This window comes from Cupriavidus lacunae (genome assembly GCF_003353055.1).
Classification (GTDB): Bacteria; Pseudomonadota; Gammaproteobacteria; order Burkholderiales; family Burkholderiaceae; genus Cupriavidus; species Cupriavidus lacunae.
Genome location: NZ_QKWJ01000027.1, coordinates 66,687 through 88,015, shown reverse-complemented (window position 1 = coordinate 88,015; position 21,329 = coordinate 66,687). Strand labels below are relative to the sequence as shown.

Below are 21,329 nucleotides of genomic sequence, written 5' to 3'. Positions count from 1 at the left end.
GAGCGGCCCGATTTTCCTCGACCATCCTATCGAAGAGGCAACATCATGCAGCAAAAGCCGATGGTTTTGATCACGGGCGCGTCTACCGGAATCGGCTCGGTATACGCGGATCGTTTTGCTCGTCGCGGCCACCCGATCGTAATGGTTTCGCGCGATATAGTCCGGATGCAAACACTCGCTGCACGGCTACGCGCCGAAACAGGCGTCGATATCGAGATTCTCAAGGCCGACCTGAATGAGTCTGAGGACATCGCGAAGGTTGAAACGCGTCTGCGCGATGACTCGGACATCGGCGTCTTGGTAAGCAATGCAGGCACAGCCTTGCCGGGCACTTTCATCGACCAGAGCAGTAACGACGTGACGCGGCTGATCGGGCTAAACGTCACGGCGCTCACCCGCCTCGCGAGCGCGGTGGCGCCGCGCCTCGCGCGCGCTGGGAAAGGTGCAATTGTCAATATCGCGTCGGTGGCCGGGCTTGCGCCGGAGCTAGGCATGGCCGTGTACGGCGCCACGAAGGCTTTCGTGATTTTCCTTTCCCAGGGACTGCATCTAGAACTCGGCCCTAAGGGCGTCTATGTGCAGGCTGTCCTGCCATCCGCGACGCGCACGGAAATCTGGCAACACGCAGAGCGGGACGTGAATGAAATCCAAGGCGTTATGGAAGTGGAGGAACTCGTAGATGCGGCGCTGGCCGGATTTGATCAGCGCGAAACGGTAACGATCCCGCCGCTCCAGGAGGTTGCGCAGTGGCAGCTGTATGAGGCGGTCCGGCTTGCCATGGTACCGAACTTCTCGCAGGCGCATCCTGCCACCCGATATGGCTTTCTGAAACGATCTTCAACAGCCTTCTGAAATATCGCGCGGAGTCTGGTCTCGGAGCATGCTGAGATCCAGGCTCTGAAACTGATCGCGAAGATGGTCCAGCAATGCACGCGTCGCTCTGGGAAGTAGCTGGTTCGCCGTCGTAATCGCATAGAGATGCCCGCCGAAGCCGTCGATAGTCCAGTCGGGCAATAAGCGTACAAGCCTGCCCGCAGCGACTTCGCCTTCGGCCATGTAGGAAGCAAACGCGCCGAAGCCGATCCCCTGGACCGCCGCTTGCACGAGAAACATAAAGTGCTGCGACTGCAGATGTGGATTCAGTTCGATGCGGACTTCCTCCGAACCTCGCTGTAGGTTCAGCACGCAACGTCGATTGGGCGTCGGGATGGACAGGAAGGCAAGGTTCGCCAGATCGTTGGGGTGGTGAATGCTCTTCGCGCTAGCGAGGAGCTTTGGCGACGCATAGAGATGCCAGTCGACGGGTCCAAGGTCGCGGGCAACGGAGTCCAGGGGCGGTGTCGAGGTAATGCGCAAGGCAACGTCGACCTCTGCCGCGATGAGATCCTGTACTCGGTTCGAGAATGACACATCGATGGTCACGCGCGGATGGCGCGCAAGGAAGTCCAGCAAGACCTGACCAAGGAGGACGTCTCCGAGTCCCCATGGGACGCTGACGCGGATATGCCCGCGAATGGATCCGCTGAGATCATCAATGCCCTCTTTTGCCGCCTCGAGTTCGCGAAGGATGCGCACGCCGTGCTCGTAAAGCAGTGCGCCCTGGCCGGTGAGCTCCAATTGGCGTGTCGAGCGCCGCAAGAGCTGCGCGCCCGCCTGGCTTTCCAGTTTGGCGAGCGACTTGCTGATCTGCGACCTCGTCACGCCTCGGCGAGACGCTGCGCCCGAAAGGGAGCCGGAATCCACGATATCGACGAGCAAGTGCACCAAGTCCAGATCCATATTCGTCTTCTCGATCGGTCTCCATGAATGGTCGCCATGAGCGTCTGCCCATTGCGTCGTCGGTGGAAACATGATGTTGAACATATCAGGGATTGTCAACGAAATGACCCCATTCCACAATGCCTCATCGCTACTTCGTAAATCAATGACATGTTTGAAGAAAACCACTTTGCCGGGCGCAGGATTCTTGTCACCGGGGGCGGCACCGGTTTGGGGCTCGGGATGGTCGAGCGACTCGCCGGACTCGGGGCCGAGATTCATATCTGCGGCAGGCGCGGGAGCGTTCTCGCGGAAGTGGCCGAGTCCCTTGAGCGGCGTTTCGGGCGGCGTGTCGGCCAACATGTAGTGGACATTCGGGACGCTGCTGCGGTGGACGAGATGGTCGAGCGAATCTGGCAGGAGCACGGCCCGCTCGATGGCCTAGTGAACAACGCTGCAGGAAACTTCATCAGCCGGACCGAAGATCTTTCCCCCAACGGGTTCAACGCCATTGCGGACATCGTCTTCAAGGGCACGTTCTTCGCGACGCAGGCGGTCGGAAAGCGGTGGATCGCCACCGGGCATCCGGGCGCAATCGTATCGATCGTGGTGACCTGGATCTGGACGGGATCGCCATTCGTCGTGCCTTCGGCTATGTCCAAGGCGGGCGTCGATGCCATGACGAAGTCACTGGCGGTCGAGTGGGGGCGGCATGGCATCCGGCTGAATGCCATCGCGCCCGGTGTCATCCCTACCGAGGGTGCGTCCGCGCGGCTGCGCCCGGCATCGCAGTCTCACGATTCTCCGTCGCGGCCCAACCCTACCGGCAGGAGCGGTACGCCTCACGATCTGGGCACGCTGGCAGCATTTCTGCTCAGTCAAGAGAACCACTGGATCAATGGGCAGACCATCGCCCTGGACGGCGGCGACTGGCTTGCGCACGGTGCCTACTACAAGCAGTACTTCGACTGGACCGAAAGCGAGTGGGCGGAAGCGAAAGCGCGCATCCGGGCCTCGAACGCGAAGGACAAGAGCCTGCGCAACCTGCGCGAGGTGGTCTGATGACGGCGGACTTCTACTGGGCCGACCGCGTCGTCGTCGCCAGGGAACTCGAGCTTCGCGCCCGCAAGCTGGCCGCCGGGCTGCTTGAGAGGAACATCGGTGCCGGGGACTCGATCGCGATCCTGACGCGGAACCATCCCGTCTACGCGGACGTGATCCTGGCGTGCCGTCTGATGGGATGCCACTACTGCCCAATCAACTCGCACCTGACCGCACGGGAAATCGAGTTCATCCTGAAGGACAGTGGCGCGAAGCTTCTTCTCGTCCAGCACGATCTGGCGGATCGTGTTCCGGAATCCATCCGCCTCGAACTGGCGACGCTGGTGATAGACGCACCTGCCGGGCAGCGAGCGAGCGAATACGAGCGCTGGCTCTTGGGCCAGAGCGCATTTGCCGGCACCACGGATGCGCCTGGCACTCATATCGCATACACGGCCGGAACCACGGGAAGACCGAAAGGCGTCGTCCGACTTCCCGTACGCAGCGAAGACCGCAACGCAAGGCGAGCGATGTTCCGCAAGCTGATGGCCGATGCATTCGGCATCACCCCCGGCGGGCGTGTACTGATGCCGGCTCCGCTCTATCACAGTGCCCCGTCGGTCATCGCGCAGACCTCGCTTGATGTGTCCGAGCGCCTGGTACTGATGCCACGCTTCGACGCGCAGGCTCTCCTGCAGATGATTGCGGTGCACCGTATCACGACGCTATACCTCGTGCCGATCATGTATTCGCGCCTGCTTGCACTGCCCGAGGAAGTGCGGTCTCGCTATGACATCAGCTCGCTGGAGTTTGTCGCATCCACCGGTGCACCATGTGCGCCGGAAATGAAGCGTCAGATGATCGAGTGGATGGGTCCGATCATTCACGAGGCTTACGCCTCCAGCGAGGTCGGTGCGATCACCGTTATCAGTTCGGAGGAAGCACTGCGGCGCCCGGGAAGCGCGGGGCGTCCGCTGGAAACGGCCGAACTCCGCATTCTTGACAATGAGGGCAACGCAGTGCCGCCGGGAGCGACAGGCTTGATCTACGTCCGGCAACGCGCCTATCCGGATTTCACCTACCGTGGCAACGATGAAGCACGCAGAAGCATCGAGCGACAGGGCCTTGTGACGTTGGGAGACATGGGGCATCTCGATCAAGACGGGTATCTCTACGTAAGCGACCGGGCGAGCGACATGGTGGTCTCGGGAGGCGTGAACATCTATCCGGTAGAGGTCGAGCACGTGCTTGCCGCCTATCCCGGCATCGCCGATTGCGCCGTGTTCGGAATACCCGATCCGGAGTTCGGAGAAAAGCTCATGGCGGTCTTGCAGCCGGAGTCGGGCCGGGACATCGACACGCACGCGCTCATCGAATGGTTGAGAGACAGGATCGCCGGCTTCAAGATCCCGCGACTGTTCGAAACCGTTCTCGCCCTGCCCAGGGACGAGAACGGAAAGATTGCCAAACGCAGGCTGCGTGAACCCTATTGGGCATCGCACGAAAGAGCCATCTGAAGAGACATGCCTGGAACGAGGAGTGGACATATGATCGAGGCGCCAGACACGACAGCCCAGTGGCTTCGCGAAGAGGAGCAGGCGCGCAGCCGCCTGGCGACGGCCGGATCGCTCGATGGCAGATCCGATGCGGCATCCGCCGCGGAAAGTCTGGACGGACTGACGATCGTCAGGCGCATGCTGACCGGCGAGATTCCCCAGGCGGCGATGTGCGAAACATTGGGCTACGTCCTCATTGAAGCAGACCACGGCCGCGCGTTATTCCAGGGCCATCCCCACGATGCCTTCATGAATCCCCATGCAACGGTGCACGGTGGCTGGGCCGCAACGCTGCTGGATTCCGCAATGGGATGCGCGGCCCGTACGGTCCTGCCTGCAGGGCGCGCCTACACGACGATGGACCTCACGGTGCGGTTCATCAGGGCGGTGTCAAAAAAGATAACAGTGCTCAGGGCCGAAGGCACGGTGGTCCACGCCGGCCGACGGGCCATCGTTGCCGAGGGTCGCCTGTTCGGACCGGATGGCAGCCTGTATGCGGTTTCCAGTTGCTCGTGCATTACGCTGCCTTCCGGAGCGTGAGCGAGGCCATGCTGGCTATCCGCCAACCTCACCGGATCATCATCATGCATTCCATACAGATCGCTTTGGAAGTGATTGAACGCAGTTCAGTCAATCGTGGCAGGCAGTGGGCGTTCGAGTCCATCGATCCGGCCAAAACTTGCCACATCGTCATTGACTTGCAGTGCGGCTTCATGGAAGAGGGTGCCTTGCTCGAAGTCCCGGTTGCGCGGGACATTGTGCCCAACGTCAACGCGATCAGCCGTTCGCTGCGTACGTCCGGCGGCATGGTTGCCTACACGCGCTGGACTTACCTGCCCGAAGAGCCGAATCCATGGTCCAACTGGTATGGGCAGCTGCTGTCAGCCGGCAGAAGCAAGGATTTCCTCGCCTTTGCGCCTGGCTCGCAAGCGCACGCGCTGTGGCCGGAACTCGACGTGCAGCCGGAGGACGTGGTAGTCGACAAGAGCCGCTTTTCCGCCTTTACACAAGGCACTTGTGAGTTGAGGAGCGTCCTCGATACGAGAGGCATCGACACCGTGATCGTCAGCGGCACGCTCAGTAACGTTTGCTGTGAAAGCACAGCGCGTGATGCCTGCCAGCTCAACTACAAAACGATCTTCGTCGCAGATGCCACGGCCACATATTCCGACGCCGCACACAACCGCGCCCTCAACAACCTGGCCCCAGTCTTTGCCGACATCATGACCACGGACAAGGTGCTCTCCATTATTACGTGAGCTCAACGACTGTAGCGCACAGCAATTTATTTCCGCCGCTTCCCGACCATCACGGGTCCGACGACTCGTTGTCGGCTTTGCGGCTCTCATATCCAGACTGACAATGCAAAAAGCGCCAACTCCTGATGAAATTGCCGCACCTGCCCGTGAACGTGCACTGGCACATATTGCGCGAGCCGAGGCGCGCGCAGTGAGTATTCCTTCCGGGCCAGGCGTCAAGCCCCGGTCCTTGCAGTGCGTCGGAGTCGTCGGTGGCGGCACGATGGGTGTGGGAATTTGCGTGTGTCTGCTGACATCCGGGCTGCCGGTGACGGTAGTTGAGCGCGATTCGGCCGCACTGCAGCGCGCCCTCGGGCGCGCCAGACATCTGCTGGAAGGCATGTACGCACGCGAGCGGCTGGACGCTGTCGGATTGGCGAAGGCGCTGGAAAATTTGCATGGCGCCGAGGACTACCACGCGCTCTCGGATTGCGACCTGGTGATCGAGGCCATCTTCGAGGACATGGCCGCCAAGCTGGAAGTATTCGAGGCGCTGGACCGCGTGTGCAGGCCAGGGTGCATCCTTGCGACGAATACGTCGTTCCTTGACGTCAATGCGCTCGCTGCCAGGGTTTCGCGACCCCAGGACGTGATCGGCCTGCACTTCTTTTCGCCGGCCCACGTGATGAAGCTGCTGGAAGTGGTTGTTCCAGACCAGGTCGCAGAGGATGTCGTAGCGACAGGCATGTGGCTCGCTGGCCGGCTCGGGAAGATTCCCGTGCGTGCGGGAGTCTGCGACGGGTTTATTGGCAACAGGATTCTTGCCAACTACAAACTCGCGGGCGAATACCTCGTCGAGGATGGCGCCTCGCCGTATCAGGTCGATCGCGCCATGCGCAGCTATGGCTTTGCCATGGGAATGTACGAAGTAAGCGACCTCGCGGGCGGCGACATTGGCTGGGCGACCCGCCGGCGTCGTGCACCCTTGCGCAATCCAAGGCAACGCTATGTCCAGTTTGCGGATCGCCTCTGCGAGCGAGGCTGGTTTGGCCAGAAGAGCGGACGGGGCTTCTATCTCTATCGGGCCGATACCCGGCAGGGCGAGATGGACCCGGAGGTTTTGGCAATCATCGACGCGGAGCGGACGCGTGCCGGCATTGTGCCGCGTACCTTTGACGATTCGGAGATCCAGCGGCGCATCCGCGCGGCCATTGTCAACGAAGGCTGCAAGGTGCTCGACGAAGGCATCGCCGCTCGGCCGCTCGATATCGACATCGTGTTCGCCAACGGATATGGCTTCCCACGATGGCGTGGGGGGCCCATGTTCGATGCTGATCATATCGGACTGCCGCAGATCCTGGCCGACCTGGAAGACCTGTCCGCGGAAGACGAATACTTCTGGGAGCCGTCACCGCTCCTGCGGAGCCTGGTTGCGACAGGAACCAGCATTGCGGACCTTAATGAGTGAGATTGGTCAGCAGAATGCAGAACGTCAGGCGGTGAGATGAGCCCCTGCAATCAACCCTATTGAATCCTTTCAAGATGAAGCGTGAAGCCGTAATTGTCGCCACCGCGCGCACCCCGATGACAAAAGCCCACCGTGGCGAATTCAACATGACAACCGGGCCTGAGCTTGCGGCGTTCGCTGTCCGTGCTGCGGTGGAGCGATCGCGAATCGATCCGGCGCTGATCGAGGACATCGTGCTCGGCTGTGGGTATCCGGAGGGTACGACAGGACGGAACGTGGCGCGCCAGACAGCGGTCCGGGCAGGACTTCCAGTTGACGTGGCGGGGGTGACCATCAACAGGTTCTGTGCGTCAGGGCTCAGCGCGATCGCGGACGCGGCGGCAAGGATCATCGCGCATGGGGCAGACGCGATGATTGCCGGTGGTGTGGAGAGCATCTCGAACATTCCGTCTACGGCGAACGGCCAGGCAACGAAGGATCCGTGGATTGTCGAAAACGTGCCGCAACTCTATATGTCCATGATAGAGACGGCGGACGTGGTGGCGAGGCGTTACGGAGTATCGCGCGACGCGCAGGATCAGTTCGCCCTGACCAGCCAGCAAAGAACTGCCGCCGCGCAGGAAGCCGCGCGCTTCCGGCACGAGATCGTGCCATGCACCGTGACCATGGCGCAGAAAGACAAGGTCACGGGCGAGCTTGGCTACAGGAAGGTGACTGTAGAGACCGATACATGCAACCGTCCCGACACAACGCTTGATGGCCTGACATCGCTTCAACCGATCCGCGGCGAAGACGAGTTCGTGACGGCCGGCAACGCATCGCAACTGTCCGATGGCGCCTCGGCGTGTGTGCTGGTCGAGGCCGGCGTGGCTGCGCGCCAAGGCCTGAAACCCTTGGGGGCCTTCCGTGGCTTCGCGGTGGCAGGGTGTCAGCCCGACGAGATGGGGATCGGGCCGGTACTGGCCGTGCCGAAGTTGCTGGCCCGCCATGGCTTGACAACAAACGACATCGGGATGTGGGAGCTGAATGAAGCGTTCGCGTCGCAGGCGATCTATTGCCGCGACAGATTGGGGATTCCGGACGAATTGCTGAACGTCAACGGAGGCTCGATTTCCGTCGGGCATCCGTATGGAATGACGGGTGCGCGACTGGCCGGACATGTCCTGATCGAAGGCCGACGACGCGGCGTGAGGTTCGCAGTCGTCACGATGTGTGTCGCAGGCGGTATGGGAGCAGCTGGGCTCTTCGAAATATTCCACTGAAAGGAATGCGAACACCTGGCGTGACTGCAGAGGATGACTCCGACCGGCTTCATCCAAGAAACAAGAGATTGGAGACAAAGATGGGCAATACAGTAGAAACGGATGCGTCCATTGCGGGAGCGGTGGACGGTGAAATTGAGCGGGTGACGGCTGAACGGCTACGGATCCGCCGGGCTGTCATCGCCAGTGGCTTCGGAACGTTCGTGGAGTATTTCGACTTCAGTCTCTATGCATTCTTCGCCACGGTGATCGCCGACACCTTCTTCCCGGCAGGGAACCGCACGACCGCGCTTCTCTATACCTTCGGCATCTTTGCCGCATCATTCGTGATGCGTCCGCTCGGAGGCATCCTGCTGGGTCACATCGGCGACAGGATTGGCCGGCGCCCGGCACTTGGCCTGTCCGTCGGGGGCATGGCACTGGCAAGCGCGCTGATCGGGTGCGTGCCGTCCTATGCGGAAATCGGCGTGGCTGCGCCGCTCTTATTGCTGGGGCTGCGTTGTATTCAGGGCATTTCTGCGGGCGGTGAAATGGGCGGGGCACAAGCGTACGTCATCGAGGTAGCGCCCGAGCGTGAGCGCGGCTATCTGACCGGGCTGGTGAGCCTGGCACTGTTGGCCGGCACCTTGTTCGGTGCGGTGAGCAGCGTTTTCGTGCATTCGATTTTTGATGCAAAGGCCTTGGCGGATTGGGCGTGGCGCCTGCCGTTCCTCATTTCGCTGCCGCTGGGAATCATCACGCTTGTACTGCGATCGCAAATGGAGGAATCCCGGGCGTTCACACGCATGGAGGAGAGGGGGACCGTGGAGCGGATGCCAGTCGTGGCGATACTGCGGGATAACCTGCGCGAGCTGTTGATCGTCTGCGGTGTGTCGGGCGGAAACCTGATGCTGTTCTACATGACCGTTGCCTACATGCCGACATACTTCCAGCGTGAAAACTTGATGTCGGGCACGGCTGCTGCATGGTCGACCGCATTGACGCTGATCGGCGGCATGTTTGCTATTCCGTTCTGGGCGCGGTTGTCTGACCGGGTCGGTAGGCGTCCAATACTTCTCGCCGCTTCCCTTGGAACGGTGCTGGCAGCGTATCCGGTGTATCTGGTGATGCCGTGGTCAGTTACGGCCGCCGCGATCGCCCAGATAGCGCTGGGCCAGTTGGAAGCGATGTGGATCAGCGTTGCCTACGCAACGTACTGTGAACAATTCTCGGCCCGTGTTCGTTCAAGCGGCGTGAGCCTCGGGTGCAATCTGAGCTCGATCCTTGCTGCCGGTCCAGCGCCCTACCTCGCCACATGGCTTATCCCGGCCATCGGCCGGGTTCACGCTCCGGCGCTGATGCTCATTGTGTTTTCGCTGTTGTCCGCCGCGGCTGTGTGGGGTGCAAGGGAGACTGCGGGTCAGCCTCTTGTTTGAGATTGACAGTTATTCGACGAGGAGCCGTAGCCTCGCCAGGCGAGTGCCGACGCTAACGGTTCACTAGGAAAATGTGGAGTTACCAAATTGGTAGATCATCCGTATTTCGGCGCATCTGGCAGGACCAATGATGTCATGTGTCGCGTGATTGGGCCTGCAAGCCGGACAACCCTGGTACTTGGAAATTCGCTTGGAACGGATTCAAGGTTGTGGAGCGAACAGGCGGGGAAGTGGGCGCAGGACCATCAGGTCATAGCCTTTGAGTATCCAGGGCACGGAAGTCCGGATTGGGAAGGCGAGGATTCAATGGAGTCCTATGCCGCGCGCGTGGCTTCAGTGCTGGACGCGCTTGGCGTAGAGGATTACCTGTACTGCGGACTGTCGATGGGTGGCGCGATCGGCATGGAACTGGCGCTTATGCACCGGGGTCGCCTGAAGAAGCTTGTGCTAAGCAATACTGCTGCCGATTTCGGTCCTGCGGATTTCTGGGATATGCGTGCAACGATCGCGCGAACCGACGGGATTGCCGCCTTGACCGACGCGACACTTGGACGCTGGTTTACACGCGAATTCGCAGTTCGTCGTTCGGATGTCGTCGACCTCGCGAGATCCATGCTGGCCGAGGTCGACCCCAAGGGGTACGCAGCCTGCTGCAAGGCCATAGGTTCATTCGATTTTGGAGACAAGCTCTCCGGGATTACCCAACCCACGCTTGTCATAGCGGGAACTCAGGATCTGGCAACGACGGTGGAGCAAGCCGGTGCGCTCTGCGAAAGTATTCCGCGTAGCTACTATCGGGAACTGGATACGGCTCACATCGCGAATCTGGAGGGAGGCGACGGATTCACTTTAGTTGTTCAGAAATTCCTGCGGGAACCGTGATCGCTGTCTGGAAATTAAACAGGAGAAGTGATGATTGCTAACAGGGAAGAGATTCACGCCGCGTGCATGGCAACGCTCGACAGGTTCATGGACGCGCTGAACGAACACGATGCAAGAGGCATGGATGCAACGATGCATTTCCCGCATCTTCGATTGGCTGACGGAAAGTTCAAAGTCTATGAGGCGCCTGGCCAGAATCCGATGGACCTGTTTGTCAGGCTAAGAGAAGAGGATGACTGGAAGTACAGCCGATGGATTCGGAGGGATCTGATTCAGTTCAACAGCTACAAGGCGCATTACGCACTCAGTTACACGAGGTACAGAAGTGACGATTCGATCATTGGAACCTACGAATCGCTTTACGTGCTGACGTTGCAGGATGGACTGTGGGGCATACAGACACGATCCAGCTTCGGGCCATGACCGAGCTTTTATATCAGGCGAGGCGCGATTCAATTCGTGCAATTCAAGCTCCGCTGTGCCAGCCAAAACGAAGTCATCCTCTCGTATGCCTACCCGCTATTGCAAGTGGGGGACTGTGTCCGGCGATTCAGGGGGCTGCTCCACCCCGTTCGGATTTCGCATGCGTATTAAGGCCGTTTGGAGTTTGCCAAGCCTGTCCGACCGTATGGCAGCACCGCCGCCAGTATTGCCGCCAGCGCAGCACTCGCCGCGAGGCAGTAGAGCGCCAGCGTGAAGTCGCTCGAACGGCTGCGGGCAATACCCACCAGCCACGGCGCGAAGAATCCCGCAAAACCACTGATCGCGTTGATGAGCGCAATGCCGCTCGCCGCGCCTGCCCCGGAAAGAAACGTTGGCGGAATGGTCCAGAACACGCTCAGGGATCCGACGATGCCGGCGGCCGCCAGGCAGATGCACGCAAAGGACAATAGCGGCACATGCGATGTGAAGCCGCTTGCCAGCAGCCCTGCTGCCCCCACGAAGAGGGATCCTGCCAAGTGCCAGCGGCGCTCCATGCTCTTGTCGGAATGGCGTGCATTCGCGAGCATGGCCACCGCGCCGACAATGAATGGAATCGCGCTGACGAAGCCGATTTCGACGATCGTCAGACGGCTCATCTGCCGGACGACCTGCGGCAGCCACGTCGACACGCCAAAGAAGCCGATGCCAATGCAGTAGTAAAGAAAGCCCATCGCCCAGACCATCGGCGCGAGCATGGCCTGGCGGAAACTTCCTGCGCCCTGTTCCGCGGCGGCGGCATGCTCGCGTGCCAGCGTTGCAATAAGCCACTCGCGCTGCTCCGGTGCGAGCCATTTTGCCTCGGCGGGCCGGTCCACGAGAACGAACCATGCGATCACGCCAAGCAGCACGGCCGGCAGACCTTCAAGCAGCATCATCCAGCGCCAGCCAGTGAAGCCGGCAGCTTCGTGGAAGTGGGTGATCAGCATGGCCGACAGCGGCGCGCCGATGATCAGCGAGACGATGTTGGCCGAATACACACGGCTGATGGCGCGGCCGAGATGCTGCTTCGGGAACCAGGTCGAGAGATAGTAGAGGACCGATGGAAAGAAGCCCGCCTCGACTACCCCAAGAAGCAGACGTGCAATATAGAGCTGCTGCGGCGTCTGCACGAAGGCCGTGGCTGCCGAGACGATGCCCCAGGTGACCATGATGCGCGCGAGCCAGACGCGCGCGCCGAAGCGATGCATCAACATGTTGCTCGGCACCTCGAAACCGATGTAGCCGAGGTAGAAGATGCCGGCCGCGAAGCCGAACATCTCGGGGCCCATGCCAAGCTCCTCGTTCATCTGCAGCGCGGCGAAGCCGATATTGGCGCGGTCGAGGTAGTTGACGAACCACGCGACGAAGATCAGCGGCACGAGCCGCCAGGTGATGTGGCGGATCGTGTCGCGCTCGACGTCGCCGGCGCTGACGGCCCGCAGAGGCAGGCTGCCTGTTTCCAGTTGAGTCATGACGTATTTGTCCTTATGAAAAGTTGTAGCGTCGGGGCTAGTGAGCTGCCGCGTAGGCGACGATTTCGAGGCGCATGCCGGGCACCACCAGTGCCTTGACCACGACGGTGGAGCGGTTCGGATACGGCGGCGCGAAGTAGTTGCGGTAGACGTCGTCGACGGCGCGGACGTCGTCCACCTCGGTCAGATAGATCAGCACCTGCGCGACGTCGGCGGTGCCGAGCCCGGCTGCTGCCAGCGCGAGACGCAGGTTCTCGAAGGTAAGACGTGCCTGGGCTTCGATGCTGCCGGTTTCGATGGAGCCGTCGGGTCGCACCGGACCGTGCGCCGTGAACACCATGCCGCCCGCCTCGGTGGCCCAGGAGAATGGCTGGCCGAGGCTCGGCAGGCCAACGGGAATTACGCGCGCCATGACTCAATTCCCTCCGGCCGGGTCACGCTGTGCTGCGCTCGCGGCGAAATGCGCGACGGAGTCGGCGAGCGAATATTGTGCGGTGAAGCCGAGGCTCTCGCGGGCGGCACGCTCATCGGACGGCGCCGGCCGTTGGTGCGGAAACGCCGCGAAGCCGCCTTCGGGCAGGCGCATCGCCTCGACGCGCAGGGCCGGATGCCGCGCGCGCACCACGTCGACGAATTCGTCCACGGTGAACCAGTCGCCCGTGGCCACGTTGAACACGCGCTGGCCCGGCGTGCCGGTCCGCAAGGCAGCGAGGTTGGCACGTGTGCAGTCGCGCGCGTCGACGAATTCCTCGCGCCCGTTCCATAGCATGACGGGATCGTCGAGCCGGGCCGGCGTGCCGGTGCGCCCGGCCTCCAGGAGTCGGCCGAGTAGCCGTCCAGGTACGCTGGTGGCAGCCTCCGGCCCGGCGCCGAGCACAGCGCCGTAGCGCAGCACGATTGTGTCGACGCCGTACAGGCTCGCATAGGCCAATGCCAGGTGCTCGCTTGCAACCTTCGTGGCCGCGTAGATGCTCGCGGGCGCCTCGCTCACGCTGCGGCTTGCGAAGTCTTCGGCGACCGGCTCGGCCGGCAGCGTGCCGAATGCCGAATAGGCCACGGTCGTCGAACTGGCCAGCACCACACGCCTGAGCCTGTGGCGGCGAGCGATTTCGAGCACGTTGGCGGTCCCGATCGTGTTGACGTGCACGCCAGCAAGCGGATCGCGCCGGATCGCGCTCGAGAGCAGCGCGGCAGTGTGGACGATCGATGTCACGCGATGCGTCTCGACGAGCGCGGCCAGGCGCGCGAAGTCGGTTACATCGCACTGTGTGACGTGCAGGCCGGTCTGGCGCGTGCGGGAATCCGTGGGCCCGGCGTCTGCGCGGATGTCGGCGAGCACGACCGTCTCGCCCTGCTCGCGCAACTGCTGGGCCGTCAGGCGCCCGATCAGTCCCGCCCCTGTTATCAACGTTGTCATGCGGCTCCTCTATCCCTCTTTATTCCTCTGGTCGTGGACGTCACGCGGTGATCCGCGGCGTCCACGGGGTGGAAGTTATGTAAATAAAAAGGTAATGTCAACACAAAACATTGTTGCATTTATAAATTATATGATTGAATATACGGAAACTGCGCGGCAGGCCGGGCGTCGCCGCGTCCTCTCAGAGTTTTCCCTGATGATCGATGAAATCGCTATTGAATCCGCAGATGCCGCTGCCGAGCGCAGCGGCGCAGGCTTATGAAGAATGCGTCCTCGCCTGGGCGCAGCAGGCTGGCGTCGGACTACGCGTGGCGAAAGACCTGCCGTATGGCTCCGACCCGCTCCAGCGCTTCGATGTGTACGCGGCACAGCGTGTTGCGCCCGATGCGCCCGTGCTGGTGTTCTTTCATGGGGGAGGGTGGACCAACGGCTACAAGGAATACGCCGCGTTCATGGCGCGGCACGTGATCTCGACCGGCTGTGTGCTGGTGACGCCGGGTTACCGGCTGGCGCCGGCCGCGCCATTGCCGGCGGCGTTCGACGACGGCATGGCCCTGCTGTCGAGGCTGGCGGGATTGCTGCCCGCGTGGGCGGGGCCGGCACGCCGCGTGGTGCTCGCCGGTCATTCGGCCGGTGGGCACCTCGCCGCGCTGCTGGCGCTACGTCCCGACGATCTGGCGCGCGCGGGTGTCGCGGTCGATGCGCTCGTGGGCTGCATGCCGATCAGCGGCATATTCGACCTGCACCACCCCGAGCCCGCGCCGGCGTCGCTGGAAGCGCGCGTCTATGACATGGTGCTCGGCCCCGACACGGACGATGCGCAGATGAGTCCGCTGTGCTGGGCGCGCGGCAACCGTATCCCGATGGTGCTGAGCTGGGGCGGGCATGACAGCCTGCGCGTCAGGGTGTCGAACCACCGCCTTGCCAGCGTGCTTGCACTGCAGCCCGGCCCGGTCGCCTCGTTTGTCGATCCGGATGCCGATCATTTCCAGACGCATACCGGTCTCGCCGTCGCGGACCATCCGTGGTACGGGCGGCTCGCCAGCCTCGCGCATTCTGGCATCGTACCGCGCGAGTGAGTGGCGGTGCCGCGCCCGGGACGTCCTGCGCAGCGTGAAGTCGTGATCGTGACCTAGTCGGCGAAACGCTTGCTCAGCACCTCGGCGGTACGCATGAGGTGCTGCTGCAGCAGATCTGACGCCTTGTCAGTGTCACGGGCCAGCACGGCCTCCATGATATCCAGGTGCTCCTTCATTACGTCGTCAGCCAATTCCTTGCTCGAGCGGGGATAGGCGAGACGAATGCGGCGGTACCGCTCGGAGTGATCGACCAGTTGTTCGTCGATACGTAGCAGCCATTTCGAGCGGGCGGCCGCGATCAGCGCGAAGTGGAAACGCCGATGGGCCGTTTCCCAGAGCTCTACGGCCACCATGTCGGACGCATCAGTCGGCAGGCGAGCCTTGGTCAGCTTGTAGTACGCGGCCATGATGTTGGCTCCCCAATCGTCATCGCCATGCTCGATGGCGTCTGCCAAGAGGAGCAGTTCGATCGATGTCCGGGTGCGCATGAGATCGAGGAGATCGCTCTTCGACAGCTTGGACACACTGAAACCCCGCTGCCCCTCGTTGCTTACCAGCCCATCGCCGCAGAGCAGCATCAGCGCCTCCCGGATAGGGCTGAGGCCGAGTTCGTACCGCTCCTGCAAGGACTGCAGGCGGAGCTTTTCCCCTGGCGCGAGACTGCCCGCGATGATGTCCGCTCGCAGCAACTGATATGCCTTTTCGGAGATGGTCTGGCTGGGCGCCTGGGGGTTCTGAAGCTTGGCCGGCAGGTCGGAAGTCCGCATGTTGGTTCGTCCAGGTGGTCGTGCGGCGGGAGCGTGCGGCTCCAGCCTGTGCAGTCCACGTTGCAATCTATCGTGTATCCAAAGATTCATAAATTTAACGCCAACAACGAAATTTTGCACTACCGGATGCACGTATCGCCCTCTCACCGTCTCTCTTCGGGTAAACGCCATCTTATATTCTGAGAGCGTAAATTTATAATTTTCACACCAAATAACATGAAACGTCGTTTCATACATGAACCGGGTGTGACCCGAATTTCGAGGAGATCGGCATGTACTCATCCACAAGGCGCTGTGCCCTGCTTGCGCTGACGGCCATTGCCGCCACGTTGGAGGCGGGAAGCGCGACGGCCCAGGGAGGCTATCCAAACAAGCCGGTCACGCTCGTCGTGGCTTATCCGGCCGGCGGCGACACCGATGTCCTGGCCCGGATGTTTGCGGAGAAGCTGACCGCACGCCTTGGCCAGCCGGTCGTAGTCGAGAACCGGACGGGCGCCGGAGGAACGATCGGCAGCGCATACGTGGCCAAGACAGCCGCCGACGGCTATACGCTTCTGTTTGCGCCGAACACCGTAGCCATCGCGCCGCTGGTGCTGAAGCCGGGCACCGGCGCCGCCTATGATCCGCTAAAGGACTTCACGCCGATCATCGAACTCGGTACACAGTCGCTCTTCGTTATTGTGAACAAAGGGGCCGGAGCCTCCACGATGTCCGAGTTCGTGGCACGTGCAAGGGCCGGCAGCATCCAGACCTACGCAAGCCCGGGTAATGGGTCGCCCATGCATATCTTGGGCGAATTGTTCAACCGAGCCGCAGGCGTGAAGATCTCTCAGGTCCCTTATCGTGGCAGCGCGCCGGCGATCGTCGACCTGCTGGGCGGGCAGGTGCCGATGATGTATTCGACGCTGGGGCCGGTCGCCCAGTATTTTCAATCGGGCAAGCTGGCGCCCCTCGCAGTGGCCGACGCAAAGCGTTCGCCGTTTGCGCCCAACGTGCCGACCCTCCGCGAACTCGGCTACAAGGATGCCGAAGTCGGTGCATGGCAAGCCGTCCTCGGTCCCAAGGCCATGGCACCGGGCCTGGTTGCCACACTGAACAAGCATTTCAACGAGATCCTGAAGATGCCTGAGGTGGTGTCCCGCATGGAGACCATTGCCATCACGCCGCTCGGCGGCGAGCCGGCCACGCTTGGAACACTGATCGCCAACGACTATGCGCGGTACGGCAAGCTGGTAAAGGAATTCGGCATCCAGGCCGACTGAGCGCCGCGGCCGCCCGCAAGGCGAGCGACAACTGCCTGGCTACGTGATCCCATGCTGCACGGGAGGATGCCGCTCGCTCGCGCGTGGAATTTATACGCCAGGAATTAATTTGGAAATTTAAGGCTACAACCAAAAACGAGTGAGGAACGGCGAATGAAAAGAATGGCAATCCTGGCGGCAGCACTGACCACAGCCGCGGCATATGGCGGGGCATGGGCGCAGTCGTCTTCGGTCATCATGTATGGCGTTGCGGACGTCGGCGTTGTTCACGAAAGCGGCGCCGCGGCAGGGTCGGTCACCAAAGTCACCAGCGGCATGATGTCCGGATCGCGATTCGGCATGCGCGGACGCGAGGACCTGGGCGGCGGTACGGCGGCGTTCTTCACCCTCGAGGGCGGGGTGCTGATGGATACCGGGGCATCCGGGCAAGGTGGGTTGCTTTTCGGGCGCCAGGCATACGTTGGTATGGATAGCCGGGCCGGCCGCCTCACGCTGGGCCGCCAATACACCACGCTGGCGCTGGCCCAGGCAGAGTACGACCCATTTGTCACCGGTCTGGCCGGCACGTCAGCCAATCTGATTTCAGCAGGCGGGCGTGGCGGCTCCAACCGTATGGATAACGGGATCAAGTACAACCTGCCAACTGGCCTGAATGGGCTGGAAGGCGAGTTGTCGTACGCCCTGGGCGAAGTGGCGGGGAGTGCCGCAGCAAATGCCCAGTATGGCGCCTCGCTGGGGTATTCGAACGAACGGTTCTCGGCCCGAATTGCCTATGCAGATGCTCAGGACGCGGGCCCTGGCAAGAATGCACGCGAAGTCTTCACGGGCGCCAAATACGATTTCGGCCCGTTTGTCGGTTATGCAAACTTCGTGATCAACAGGGGGGCGATCGTACCCGGCACGCCGAATTACAAGTCGGAAGACTACCTGATTGGTGCGCAGATCCCTGTTGGCGCCTCCGGACGCATCATTACCTCGTACATCTACAAGAACGACCGGTCTGCCGCCAACAACGACGCGCAGCAATTCGGCATTGGATACGTACACAAGTTGTCAAAGCGCACCAGTCTGTACACCTCCTATGCGCACATCTGGAATCACGCTCCGAACACCGCTACGTCAGGCTTCTACCGCGTATGGAACGCAAACGACGTTGGCAATGCCGCGGCGGGCAATTCCGCGTTCAGCCTTGGCATGAATCATACTTTCTGACTTCCGTGCCTGCGAGTCGTGCAACTCGCCGGCGTTTGGCCCGGCATGTGGCAATCCGCCGTACACCGGGCCTCTTTTATTCTGCCAAAGCGCCGGCCCTGATGCCGGCTTGACGCTTGCATCCCGAGGGATATCCGAATGATTGTACGTTGTGCCTATCTTGAGGGCTCGGTCAGACCGGAGCATCGCAGTCGCGCAGTAGTACGTCAGGTTCCCCGCAACCATATGAAGAGAATGCTATGAATCAACTGAATACATCGGCTTCGGGCCGGGAGGTTGCGTTTGTCACCGGAGGGGCTTCCGGCATCGGGCGCGCCACGGTCGCGCGGCTCGCCCGAGATGGGTTTCGTGTTGCCGTTATCGATCGGAACGAGAAGGCTGTGAACGACACGGTGTCTACTCTCCAGGCTGAGCAACTGGACGTGGTTGGCTACGCACTGGATGTAACCGACCGTGCCGGGATTGCCCGGGCGATGGACACTGAAGGTCGCGTCGACGTTGTGGTCTGTGCGACCGGGGTCTACAAGCCGCGCAGCTTCGATGAGGTCACTGACGAGGACTTCCGCCATACGCTGGAAGTGAACCTGATCGGCGTGTTCATTCCCGCCCAGGAAGGTGCCAGAAGGATGCGCGAGGGAGGCCGGATCGTTACGGTATCGTCGCGCGGCGCACTCGGCGGACTCGGCTTTCCCGATTATGTCGCTTCGAAGGCTGGAGTCATCGGGCTGACGCGGGCCATGGCGATGGAACTGCGCAACAAGAAGATTGCCGTCAATTCGATTGCGCCGGGGTTCACGGATACGCCGATGACCCGCACCATGCCGCCTGAGCAATACGCCGCTGCTGTGGAGCTGGAGCCGGGCAAGGCCCCTGCTTCACCGGAAGACATTGCGAACGCGATCGCGTTCTTTGCCTCTCCGGGCATTCGCTTCGTGACAGGACAGACGCTATTTGTCGACGGCGGCAAATCCCTGGGCGGTCTCGGCATCTGATTCAAAGCCTGCCGCGCCGATATCCGCTCGGGACCTTTTAAAGGGGACAGGTCCCTTTGTGGGTCCCTTCCGGGCAAGTCGTGGAAGTACACGGCAAGGAAGACTGGTGTGTTCCCCAACACCTGTACCTTGCATCCGACCATGACAGGCACGCTCAGCGATGGGCCGGATGCGAAGGCCAGTGGCGAATGACGGCGGCCAGACCGATGCTCCGTCAGGTGATCGCGCCAAGCTGCCAGGGAACGAACTCGTTCTGGCCGTAGCCGTGCAGTTCGCTCTTTGAGCGCTGTCCCGAAGCCGTGGCCAGCATGAGGCTGAAAATCTCTTCCCCAAGCTCTTCGATCGACTGCGAGCCATCGATCACGGTGCCGCAGTTGATGTCGATATCCTCCTGCTGGCGCTGCCACAAGGCAGTATTGGTGCCGAGTTTCAGGGACGGGGCCGGCGCACAGCCATAGGCGGAGCCGCGCCCGGTGGTAAAGCAGATCAGGTTGGCGCCGCCGGCCACCTGGCCGGTCGCCCATGAAGACCAGGCCAGCCGCCTCCACCCGCTCCGCGTAGCCGTTTACGTCTACCAGGTTGGTGGTGCCGCCCTTTGCCACGGCACCGAGCGACTTCTCCAGGATAGTGGTGAGCCCGCCCGCCTTGTTGCCGGCGGACGGGTTGTTGTCCAGGCCGGCGTTCATGCGCGCGCAGTAGGCTTCCCACCAGCGGATCCGGTCGAGCAGCTTGTGCCCGACTTCCGGCGATACGGCACGGCGCGTCAGCAAATGCTCGGCACCATAGTTACGAAGGGAGACCAAGTCTGCACTTCCTTGCATGGTCGCTTCCCGACCCAGCCGTTCAATCGGGGGGGAGCGAACGGCCGCATCTCGGCTGATACCGGTCATGTCGCGGCCGGCACGCTGGTGGTGGGTCCGACCTTCCACTACGGCACTGCCAATTCCAATGTCTCGTCGATGCTCGGCCAGGGTTGGATCGATGTCAGCGTGGTCAGCGTGGTCAGCGAGGAGCAGGCGCTGTGGCCCGGCCTGGCGCGTTAGTCAGCGACGATATCTTCCGCGCAATCAATCCACCTGGGCGTTCGACTGCTTGACCACCGCCGACCACTTGCGCGTTTCCGTCTCCACGAAGGCAGGCAGTTGTGCCGTGCTCAACGTAGCGGGTTCCACCCCTTGCACCGCAAGCTGTTTCTGCACGGTCGGATCCTGCATCACCGAATGCATCGTTTCCAGCAGGCGCGTGCGGGCCGCATTGTCCAGTCCCGCCGGGCCGGCCAGCAGGTACCAGGCCGTCAGGTCGAAACCCGGATAGCCCGATTCCGCCACGGTCGGCACATCGGGCGCCGCCACCGAACGGCGCTGACTGCTGGCCGCCAGCGCGCGCAGCTTGTGGTCCCTGAGGTAAGGCAGCACGGCAACCGGGTGATAGAACATGAAGTCGACCTGTCCACCCAGCACGGCGGTCAAGGCCTGGCCGCCTTCCTTGAACGGCACATGCGTCATGCTGACGCCGGCCATCGACTTCAGCAACTCGCCGGCCAGGTGGCCCGACGTGCCGCTGCCGGCGGAACCGAACGACAGCTTGTCGGGGTGCGCCTTCGCGTAGGCCACCAGTTCGGCCAGCGTCTTGTAGGGCGCGTCGTTGCGCACCACAAGCAGCGTGGGGGTATAGCCAGGCATGCCGATGAACGAGAAGTCCTTGCCCGGGTCGTAGGGCAGCTTTCGATAGAGCGCCTTGTTGATCGCAAGCGTGCCGACCGTGCCCATCGTCAGCGTATAGCCGTCGCCCTTGGCCTTGGAGACGTAATCGGTACCGATCGATCCGCCTGCGCCTGCGCGGTTTTCCACGACGATGGGCTGGCCGAGCCGCCTGGCCATCGCTTCACCGATGATGCGCGCGGTGATGTCGGTAGAGGTGCCGCCGCCAAACGGCACCACTATGCGTATGGGTCGCGACGGAAATGTCTCGGCCAGGGCGAGGTTGGCCACCAGGGCCACCGATGCGGCCACGGCCGCCAGTGCTTTGTTCATTGTCTCCTCCGTT

22 protein-coding genes and 1 pseudogene are annotated in these 21,329 nt (G+C 61.9%); 16 read left to right on the top strand and 7 right to left on the bottom strand.

Annotated elements, in window-relative coordinates; translation table 11 throughout:
- Positions 1 to 45 precede the first annotated feature (45 nt).
- The gene (locus tag DN412_RS21365) at positions 46 to 852 is read left to right on the top strand and encodes an SDR family NAD(P)-dependent oxidoreductase (RefSeq protein WP_115213405.1); all 807 of its coding nucleotides are present in this window, start codon (positions 46 to 48) and stop codon (positions 850 to 852) included.
- Here the strand turns inward: DN412_RS21365 and DN412_RS21360 are convergent.
- Positions 838 to 1,779 (bottom strand): LysR family transcriptional regulator, encoded by a 942-nt coding sequence (locus tag DN412_RS21360; RefSeq protein ID WP_115213416.1) that lies wholly within the window; start codon positions 1,777 to 1,779, stop codon positions 838 to 840. The genes DN412_RS21365 and DN412_RS21360 overlap by 15 nt on opposite strands.
- 150 nt (positions 1,780 to 1,929) lie before the next feature.
- Between DN412_RS21360 and DN412_RS21355 the strand changes: the two genes are divergently transcribed.
- From DN412_RS21355 to DN412_RS21315, 9 genes are all read left to right on the top strand, one after another.
- Entirely contained in the window at positions 1,930 to 2,820 is an 891-nt protein-coding gene (locus DN412_RS21355) for an SDR family oxidoreductase (RefSeq protein ID WP_115213404.1), read from the top strand.
- A complete protein-coding gene (locus DN412_RS21350; protein ID WP_115213403.1) occupies positions 2,820 to 4,316 on the top strand; it encodes an AMP-binding protein in 1,497 nt (498 codons plus the stop codon). The genes DN412_RS21355 and DN412_RS21350 overlap by 1 nt, the downstream gene beginning before the upstream one ends.
- 30 nt (positions 4,317 to 4,346) lie before the next feature.
- Positions 4,347 to 4,895 carry a PaaI family thioesterase gene (locus tag DN412_RS21345; RefSeq protein ID WP_161564022.1) on the top strand — a complete coding sequence of 183 codons (549 nt, stop codon included), beginning with the start codon at positions 4,347 to 4,349 and terminating at the stop codon, positions 4,893 to 4,895.
- Between the two features lie 8 nt (positions 4,896 to 4,903).
- Positions 4,904 to 5,614 carry a cysteine hydrolase family protein gene (locus DN412_RS21340; RefSeq protein ID WP_115213401.1) on the top strand — a complete coding sequence of 237 codons (711 nt, stop codon included), beginning with the start codon at positions 4,904 to 4,906 and terminating at the stop codon, positions 5,612 to 5,614.
- Between the two features lie 103 nt (positions 5,615 to 5,717).
- Complete coding sequence (locus DN412_RS21335; protein WP_115213400.1) at positions 5,718 to 7,061, top strand: 3-hydroxyacyl-CoA dehydrogenase; 1,344 nt, start codon at positions 5,718 to 5,720, stop codon at positions 7,059 to 7,061.
- A 74-nt stretch (positions 7,062 to 7,135) separates the two neighbouring features.
- Positions 7,136 to 8,323, top strand: a complete 1,188-nt coding sequence (locus tag DN412_RS21330) for an acetyl-CoA C-acyltransferase (RefSeq protein ID WP_115213399.1) — start codon at positions 7,136 to 7,138, stop codon at positions 8,321 to 8,323.
- Positions 8,324 to 8,403: 80 nt separating this feature from the next.
- Positions 8,404 to 9,738: an MFS transporter gene (locus DN412_RS21325; RefSeq protein WP_161564021.1), complete on the top strand. Its 1,335-nt coding sequence runs from the start codon at positions 8,404 to 8,406 to the stop codon at positions 9,736 to 9,738.
- Between the two features lie 135 nt (positions 9,739 to 9,873).
- Complete coding sequence (locus DN412_RS21320) at positions 9,874 to 10,620, top strand: alpha/beta fold hydrolase (protein WP_115213397.1); 747 nt, start codon at positions 9,874 to 9,876, stop codon at positions 10,618 to 10,620.
- Between the two features lie 30 nt (positions 10,621 to 10,650).
- Complete coding sequence (locus DN412_RS21315; protein WP_115213396.1) at positions 10,651 to 11,043, top strand: hypothetical protein; 393 nt, start codon at positions 10,651 to 10,653, stop codon at positions 11,041 to 11,043.
- Positions 11,044 to 11,210: 167 nt separating this feature from the next.
- Here the strand turns inward: DN412_RS21315 and DN412_RS21310 are convergent, their stop codons facing one another.
- From DN412_RS21310 to DN412_RS21300, 3 genes are read right to left on the bottom strand one after another with little or no spacing between them, the layout of a single operon-like run.
- Positions 11,211 to 12,554 (bottom strand): MFS transporter, encoded by a 1,344-nt coding sequence (locus DN412_RS21310; RefSeq protein ID WP_115213395.1) that lies wholly within the window; start codon positions 12,552 to 12,554, stop codon positions 11,211 to 11,213.
- Positions 12,555 to 12,591: 37 nt separating this feature from the next.
- Positions 12,592 to 12,966 carry a RidA family protein gene (locus tag DN412_RS21305; RefSeq protein WP_115213394.1) on the bottom strand — a complete coding sequence of 125 codons (375 nt, stop codon included), beginning with the start codon at positions 12,964 to 12,966 and terminating at the stop codon, positions 12,592 to 12,594.
- Positions 12,967 to 12,969: 3 nt separating this feature from the next.
- A complete protein-coding gene (locus tag DN412_RS21300; protein WP_115213393.1) occupies positions 12,970 to 13,971 on the bottom strand; it encodes an NAD-dependent epimerase/dehydratase family protein in 1,002 nt (333 codons plus the stop codon).
- Between the two features lie 94 nt (positions 13,972 to 14,065).
- On the opposite strand from DN412_RS21300, the gene DN412_RS43455 reads away from it, so the two are divergent.
- Both DN412_RS43455 and DN412_RS21295 read left to right on the top strand, forming a co-directional pair.
- Positions 14,066 to 14,233, top strand: coding sequence for a hypothetical protein (locus DN412_RS43455; protein ID WP_161564020.1), 168 nt, complete (start codon positions 14,066 to 14,068; stop codon positions 14,231 to 14,233).
- Entirely contained in the window at positions 14,175 to 15,050 is an 876-nt protein-coding gene (locus DN412_RS21295; RefSeq protein WP_115213392.1) for an alpha/beta hydrolase, read from the top strand. The genes DN412_RS43455 and DN412_RS21295 overlap by 59 nt, the downstream gene beginning before the upstream one ends.
- 53 nt (positions 15,051 to 15,103) lie before the next feature.
- Here DN412_RS21295 and DN412_RS21290 read toward each other — a convergent pair whose 3' ends face one another.
- Positions 15,104 to 15,817 carry an FCD domain-containing protein gene (locus tag DN412_RS21290; protein WP_115213391.1) on the bottom strand — a complete coding sequence of 238 codons (714 nt, stop codon included), beginning with the start codon at positions 15,815 to 15,817 and terminating at the stop codon, positions 15,104 to 15,106.
- A 272-nt stretch (positions 15,818 to 16,089) separates the two neighbouring features.
- Here DN412_RS21290 and DN412_RS21285 point away from each other — a divergent pair, with 272 nt between their 5' ends.
- The 3 genes from DN412_RS21285 to DN412_RS21275 all read left to right on the top strand — a co-directional run bounded on the left by DN412_RS21285 (position 16,090) and on the right by DN412_RS21275 (position 19,283).
- Positions 16,090 to 17,079, top strand: a complete 990-nt coding sequence (locus tag DN412_RS21285; protein ID WP_115213390.1) for a Bug family tripartite tricarboxylate transporter substrate binding protein — start codon at positions 16,090 to 16,092, stop codon at positions 17,077 to 17,079.
- Positions 17,080 to 17,232: 153 nt separating this feature from the next.
- Positions 17,233 to 18,291, top strand: a complete 1,059-nt coding sequence (locus DN412_RS21280) for a porin (protein ID WP_115213389.1) — start codon at positions 17,233 to 17,235, stop codon at positions 18,289 to 18,291.
- A 239-nt stretch (positions 18,292 to 18,530) separates the two neighbouring features.
- The gene (locus tag DN412_RS21275; RefSeq protein ID WP_244222728.1) at positions 18,531 to 19,283 is read left to right on the top strand and encodes an SDR family NAD(P)-dependent oxidoreductase; all 753 of its coding nucleotides are present in this window, start codon (positions 18,531 to 18,533) and stop codon (positions 19,281 to 19,283) included.
- A 214-nt stretch (positions 19,284 to 19,497) separates the two neighbouring features.
- On the opposite strand, the pseudogene DN412_RS21270 reads toward DN412_RS21275, so the two are convergent.
- A pseudogene (locus tag DN412_RS21270) lies at positions 19,498 to 20,068 on the bottom strand (altronate dehydratase); the annotation flags it as partial.
- A 30-nt stretch (positions 20,069 to 20,098) separates the two neighbouring features.
- Between DN412_RS21270 and DN412_RS45885 the strand changes: the two are divergent.
- On the top strand, positions 20,099 to 20,326 hold the full coding sequence (locus tag DN412_RS45885; protein WP_425267435.1) for a hypothetical protein: 228 nt from the start codon (positions 20,099 to 20,101) through the stop codon (positions 20,324 to 20,326).
- A gap of 24 nt (positions 20,327 to 20,350) precedes the next feature.
- Here the strand turns inward: DN412_RS45885 and DN412_RS21265 are convergent, their stop codons facing one another.
- Positions 20,351 to 21,316: a Bug family tripartite tricarboxylate transporter substrate binding protein gene (locus DN412_RS21265; protein WP_115213388.1), complete on the bottom strand. Its 966-nt coding sequence runs from the start codon at positions 21,314 to 21,316 to the stop codon at positions 20,351 to 20,353.
- Positions 21,317 to 21,329 lie beyond the last annotated feature (13 nt).

What these genes read in the sequence shown, in the direction of transcription:
- DN412_RS21355 (WP_115213404.1), top strand. Translation starts at nt 1,930, where the DNA reads ATGTTTGAAGAAAACCACTTTGCCGGGCGCAGGATTCTTGTCACCGGG.
- DN412_RS21310 (WP_115213395.1), bottom strand. Translation starts at nt 12,554, where the DNA reads ATGACTCAACTGGAAACAGGCAGCCTGCCTCTGCGGGCCGTCAGCGCC.
- DN412_RS21315 (WP_115213396.1), top strand. Translation starts at nt 10,651, where the DNA reads ATGATTGCTAACAGGGAAGAGATTCACGCCGCGTGCATGGCAACGCTC.
- DN412_RS21330 (WP_115213399.1), top strand. Translation starts at nt 7,136, where the DNA reads ATGAAGCGTGAAGCCGTAATTGTCGCCACCGCGCGCACCCCGATGACA.
- DN412_RS43455 (WP_161564020.1), top strand. Translation starts at nt 14,066, where the DNA reads ATGTCAACACAAAACATTGTTGCATTTATAAATTATATGATTGAATAT.
- DN412_RS21290 (WP_115213391.1), bottom strand. Translation starts at nt 15,817, where the DNA reads ATGCGGACTTCCGACCTGCCGGCCAAGCTTCAGAACCCCCAGGCGCCC.
- DN412_RS21305 (WP_115213394.1), bottom strand. Translation starts at nt 12,966, where the DNA reads ATGGCGCGCGTAATTCCCGTTGGCCTGCCGAGCCTCGGCCAGCCATTC.
- DN412_RS21320 (WP_115213397.1), top strand. Translation starts at nt 9,874, where the DNA reads ATGTGTCGCGTGATTGGGCCTGCAAGCCGGACAACCCTGGTACTTGGA.
- DN412_RS21280 (WP_115213389.1), top strand. Translation starts at nt 17,233, where the DNA reads ATGAAAAGAATGGCAATCCTGGCGGCAGCACTGACCACAGCCGCGGCA.
- DN412_RS21360 (WP_115213416.1), bottom strand. Translation starts at nt 1,779, where the DNA reads ATGGATCTGGACTTGGTGCACTTGCTCGTCGATATCGTGGATTCCGGC.
- DN412_RS21345 (WP_161564022.1), top strand. Translation starts at nt 4,347, where the DNA reads ATGATCGAGGCGCCAGACACGACAGCCCAGTGGCTTCGCGAAGAGGAG.
- DN412_RS21335 (WP_115213400.1), top strand. Translation starts at nt 5,718, where the DNA reads ATGCAAAAAGCGCCAACTCCTGATGAAATTGCCGCACCTGCCCGTGAA.
- DN412_RS21275 (WP_244222728.1), top strand. Translation starts at nt 18,531, where the DNA reads ATGAATCAACTGAATACATCGGCTTCGGGCCGGGAGGTTGCGTTTGTC.
- DN412_RS21325 (WP_161564021.1), top strand. Translation starts at nt 8,404, where the DNA reads ATGGGCAATACAGTAGAAACGGATGCGTCCATTGCGGGAGCGGTGGAC.
- DN412_RS21300 (WP_115213393.1), bottom strand. Translation starts at nt 13,971, where the DNA reads ATGACAACGTTGATAACAGGGGCGGGACTGATCGGGCGCCTGACGGCC.
- DN412_RS21265 (WP_115213388.1), bottom strand. Translation starts at nt 21,316, where the DNA reads ATGAACAAAGCACTGGCGGCCGTGGCCGCATCGGTGGCCCTGGTGGCC.
- DN412_RS21365 (WP_115213405.1), top strand. Translation starts at nt 46, where the DNA reads ATGCAGCAAAAGCCGATGGTTTTGATCACGGGCGCGTCTACCGGAATC.
- DN412_RS21285 (WP_115213390.1), top strand. Translation starts at nt 16,090, where the DNA reads ATGTACTCATCCACAAGGCGCTGTGCCCTGCTTGCGCTGACGGCCATT.
- DN412_RS21350 (WP_115213403.1), top strand. Translation starts at nt 2,820, where the DNA reads ATGACGGCGGACTTCTACTGGGCCGACCGCGTCGTCGTCGCCAGGGAA.
- DN412_RS21340 (WP_115213401.1), top strand. Translation starts at nt 4,904, where the DNA reads ATGCTGGCTATCCGCCAACCTCACCGGATCATCATCATGCATTCCATA.
- DN412_RS21295 (WP_115213392.1), top strand. Translation starts at nt 14,175, where the DNA reads ATGAAATCGCTATTGAATCCGCAGATGCCGCTGCCGAGCGCAGCGGCG.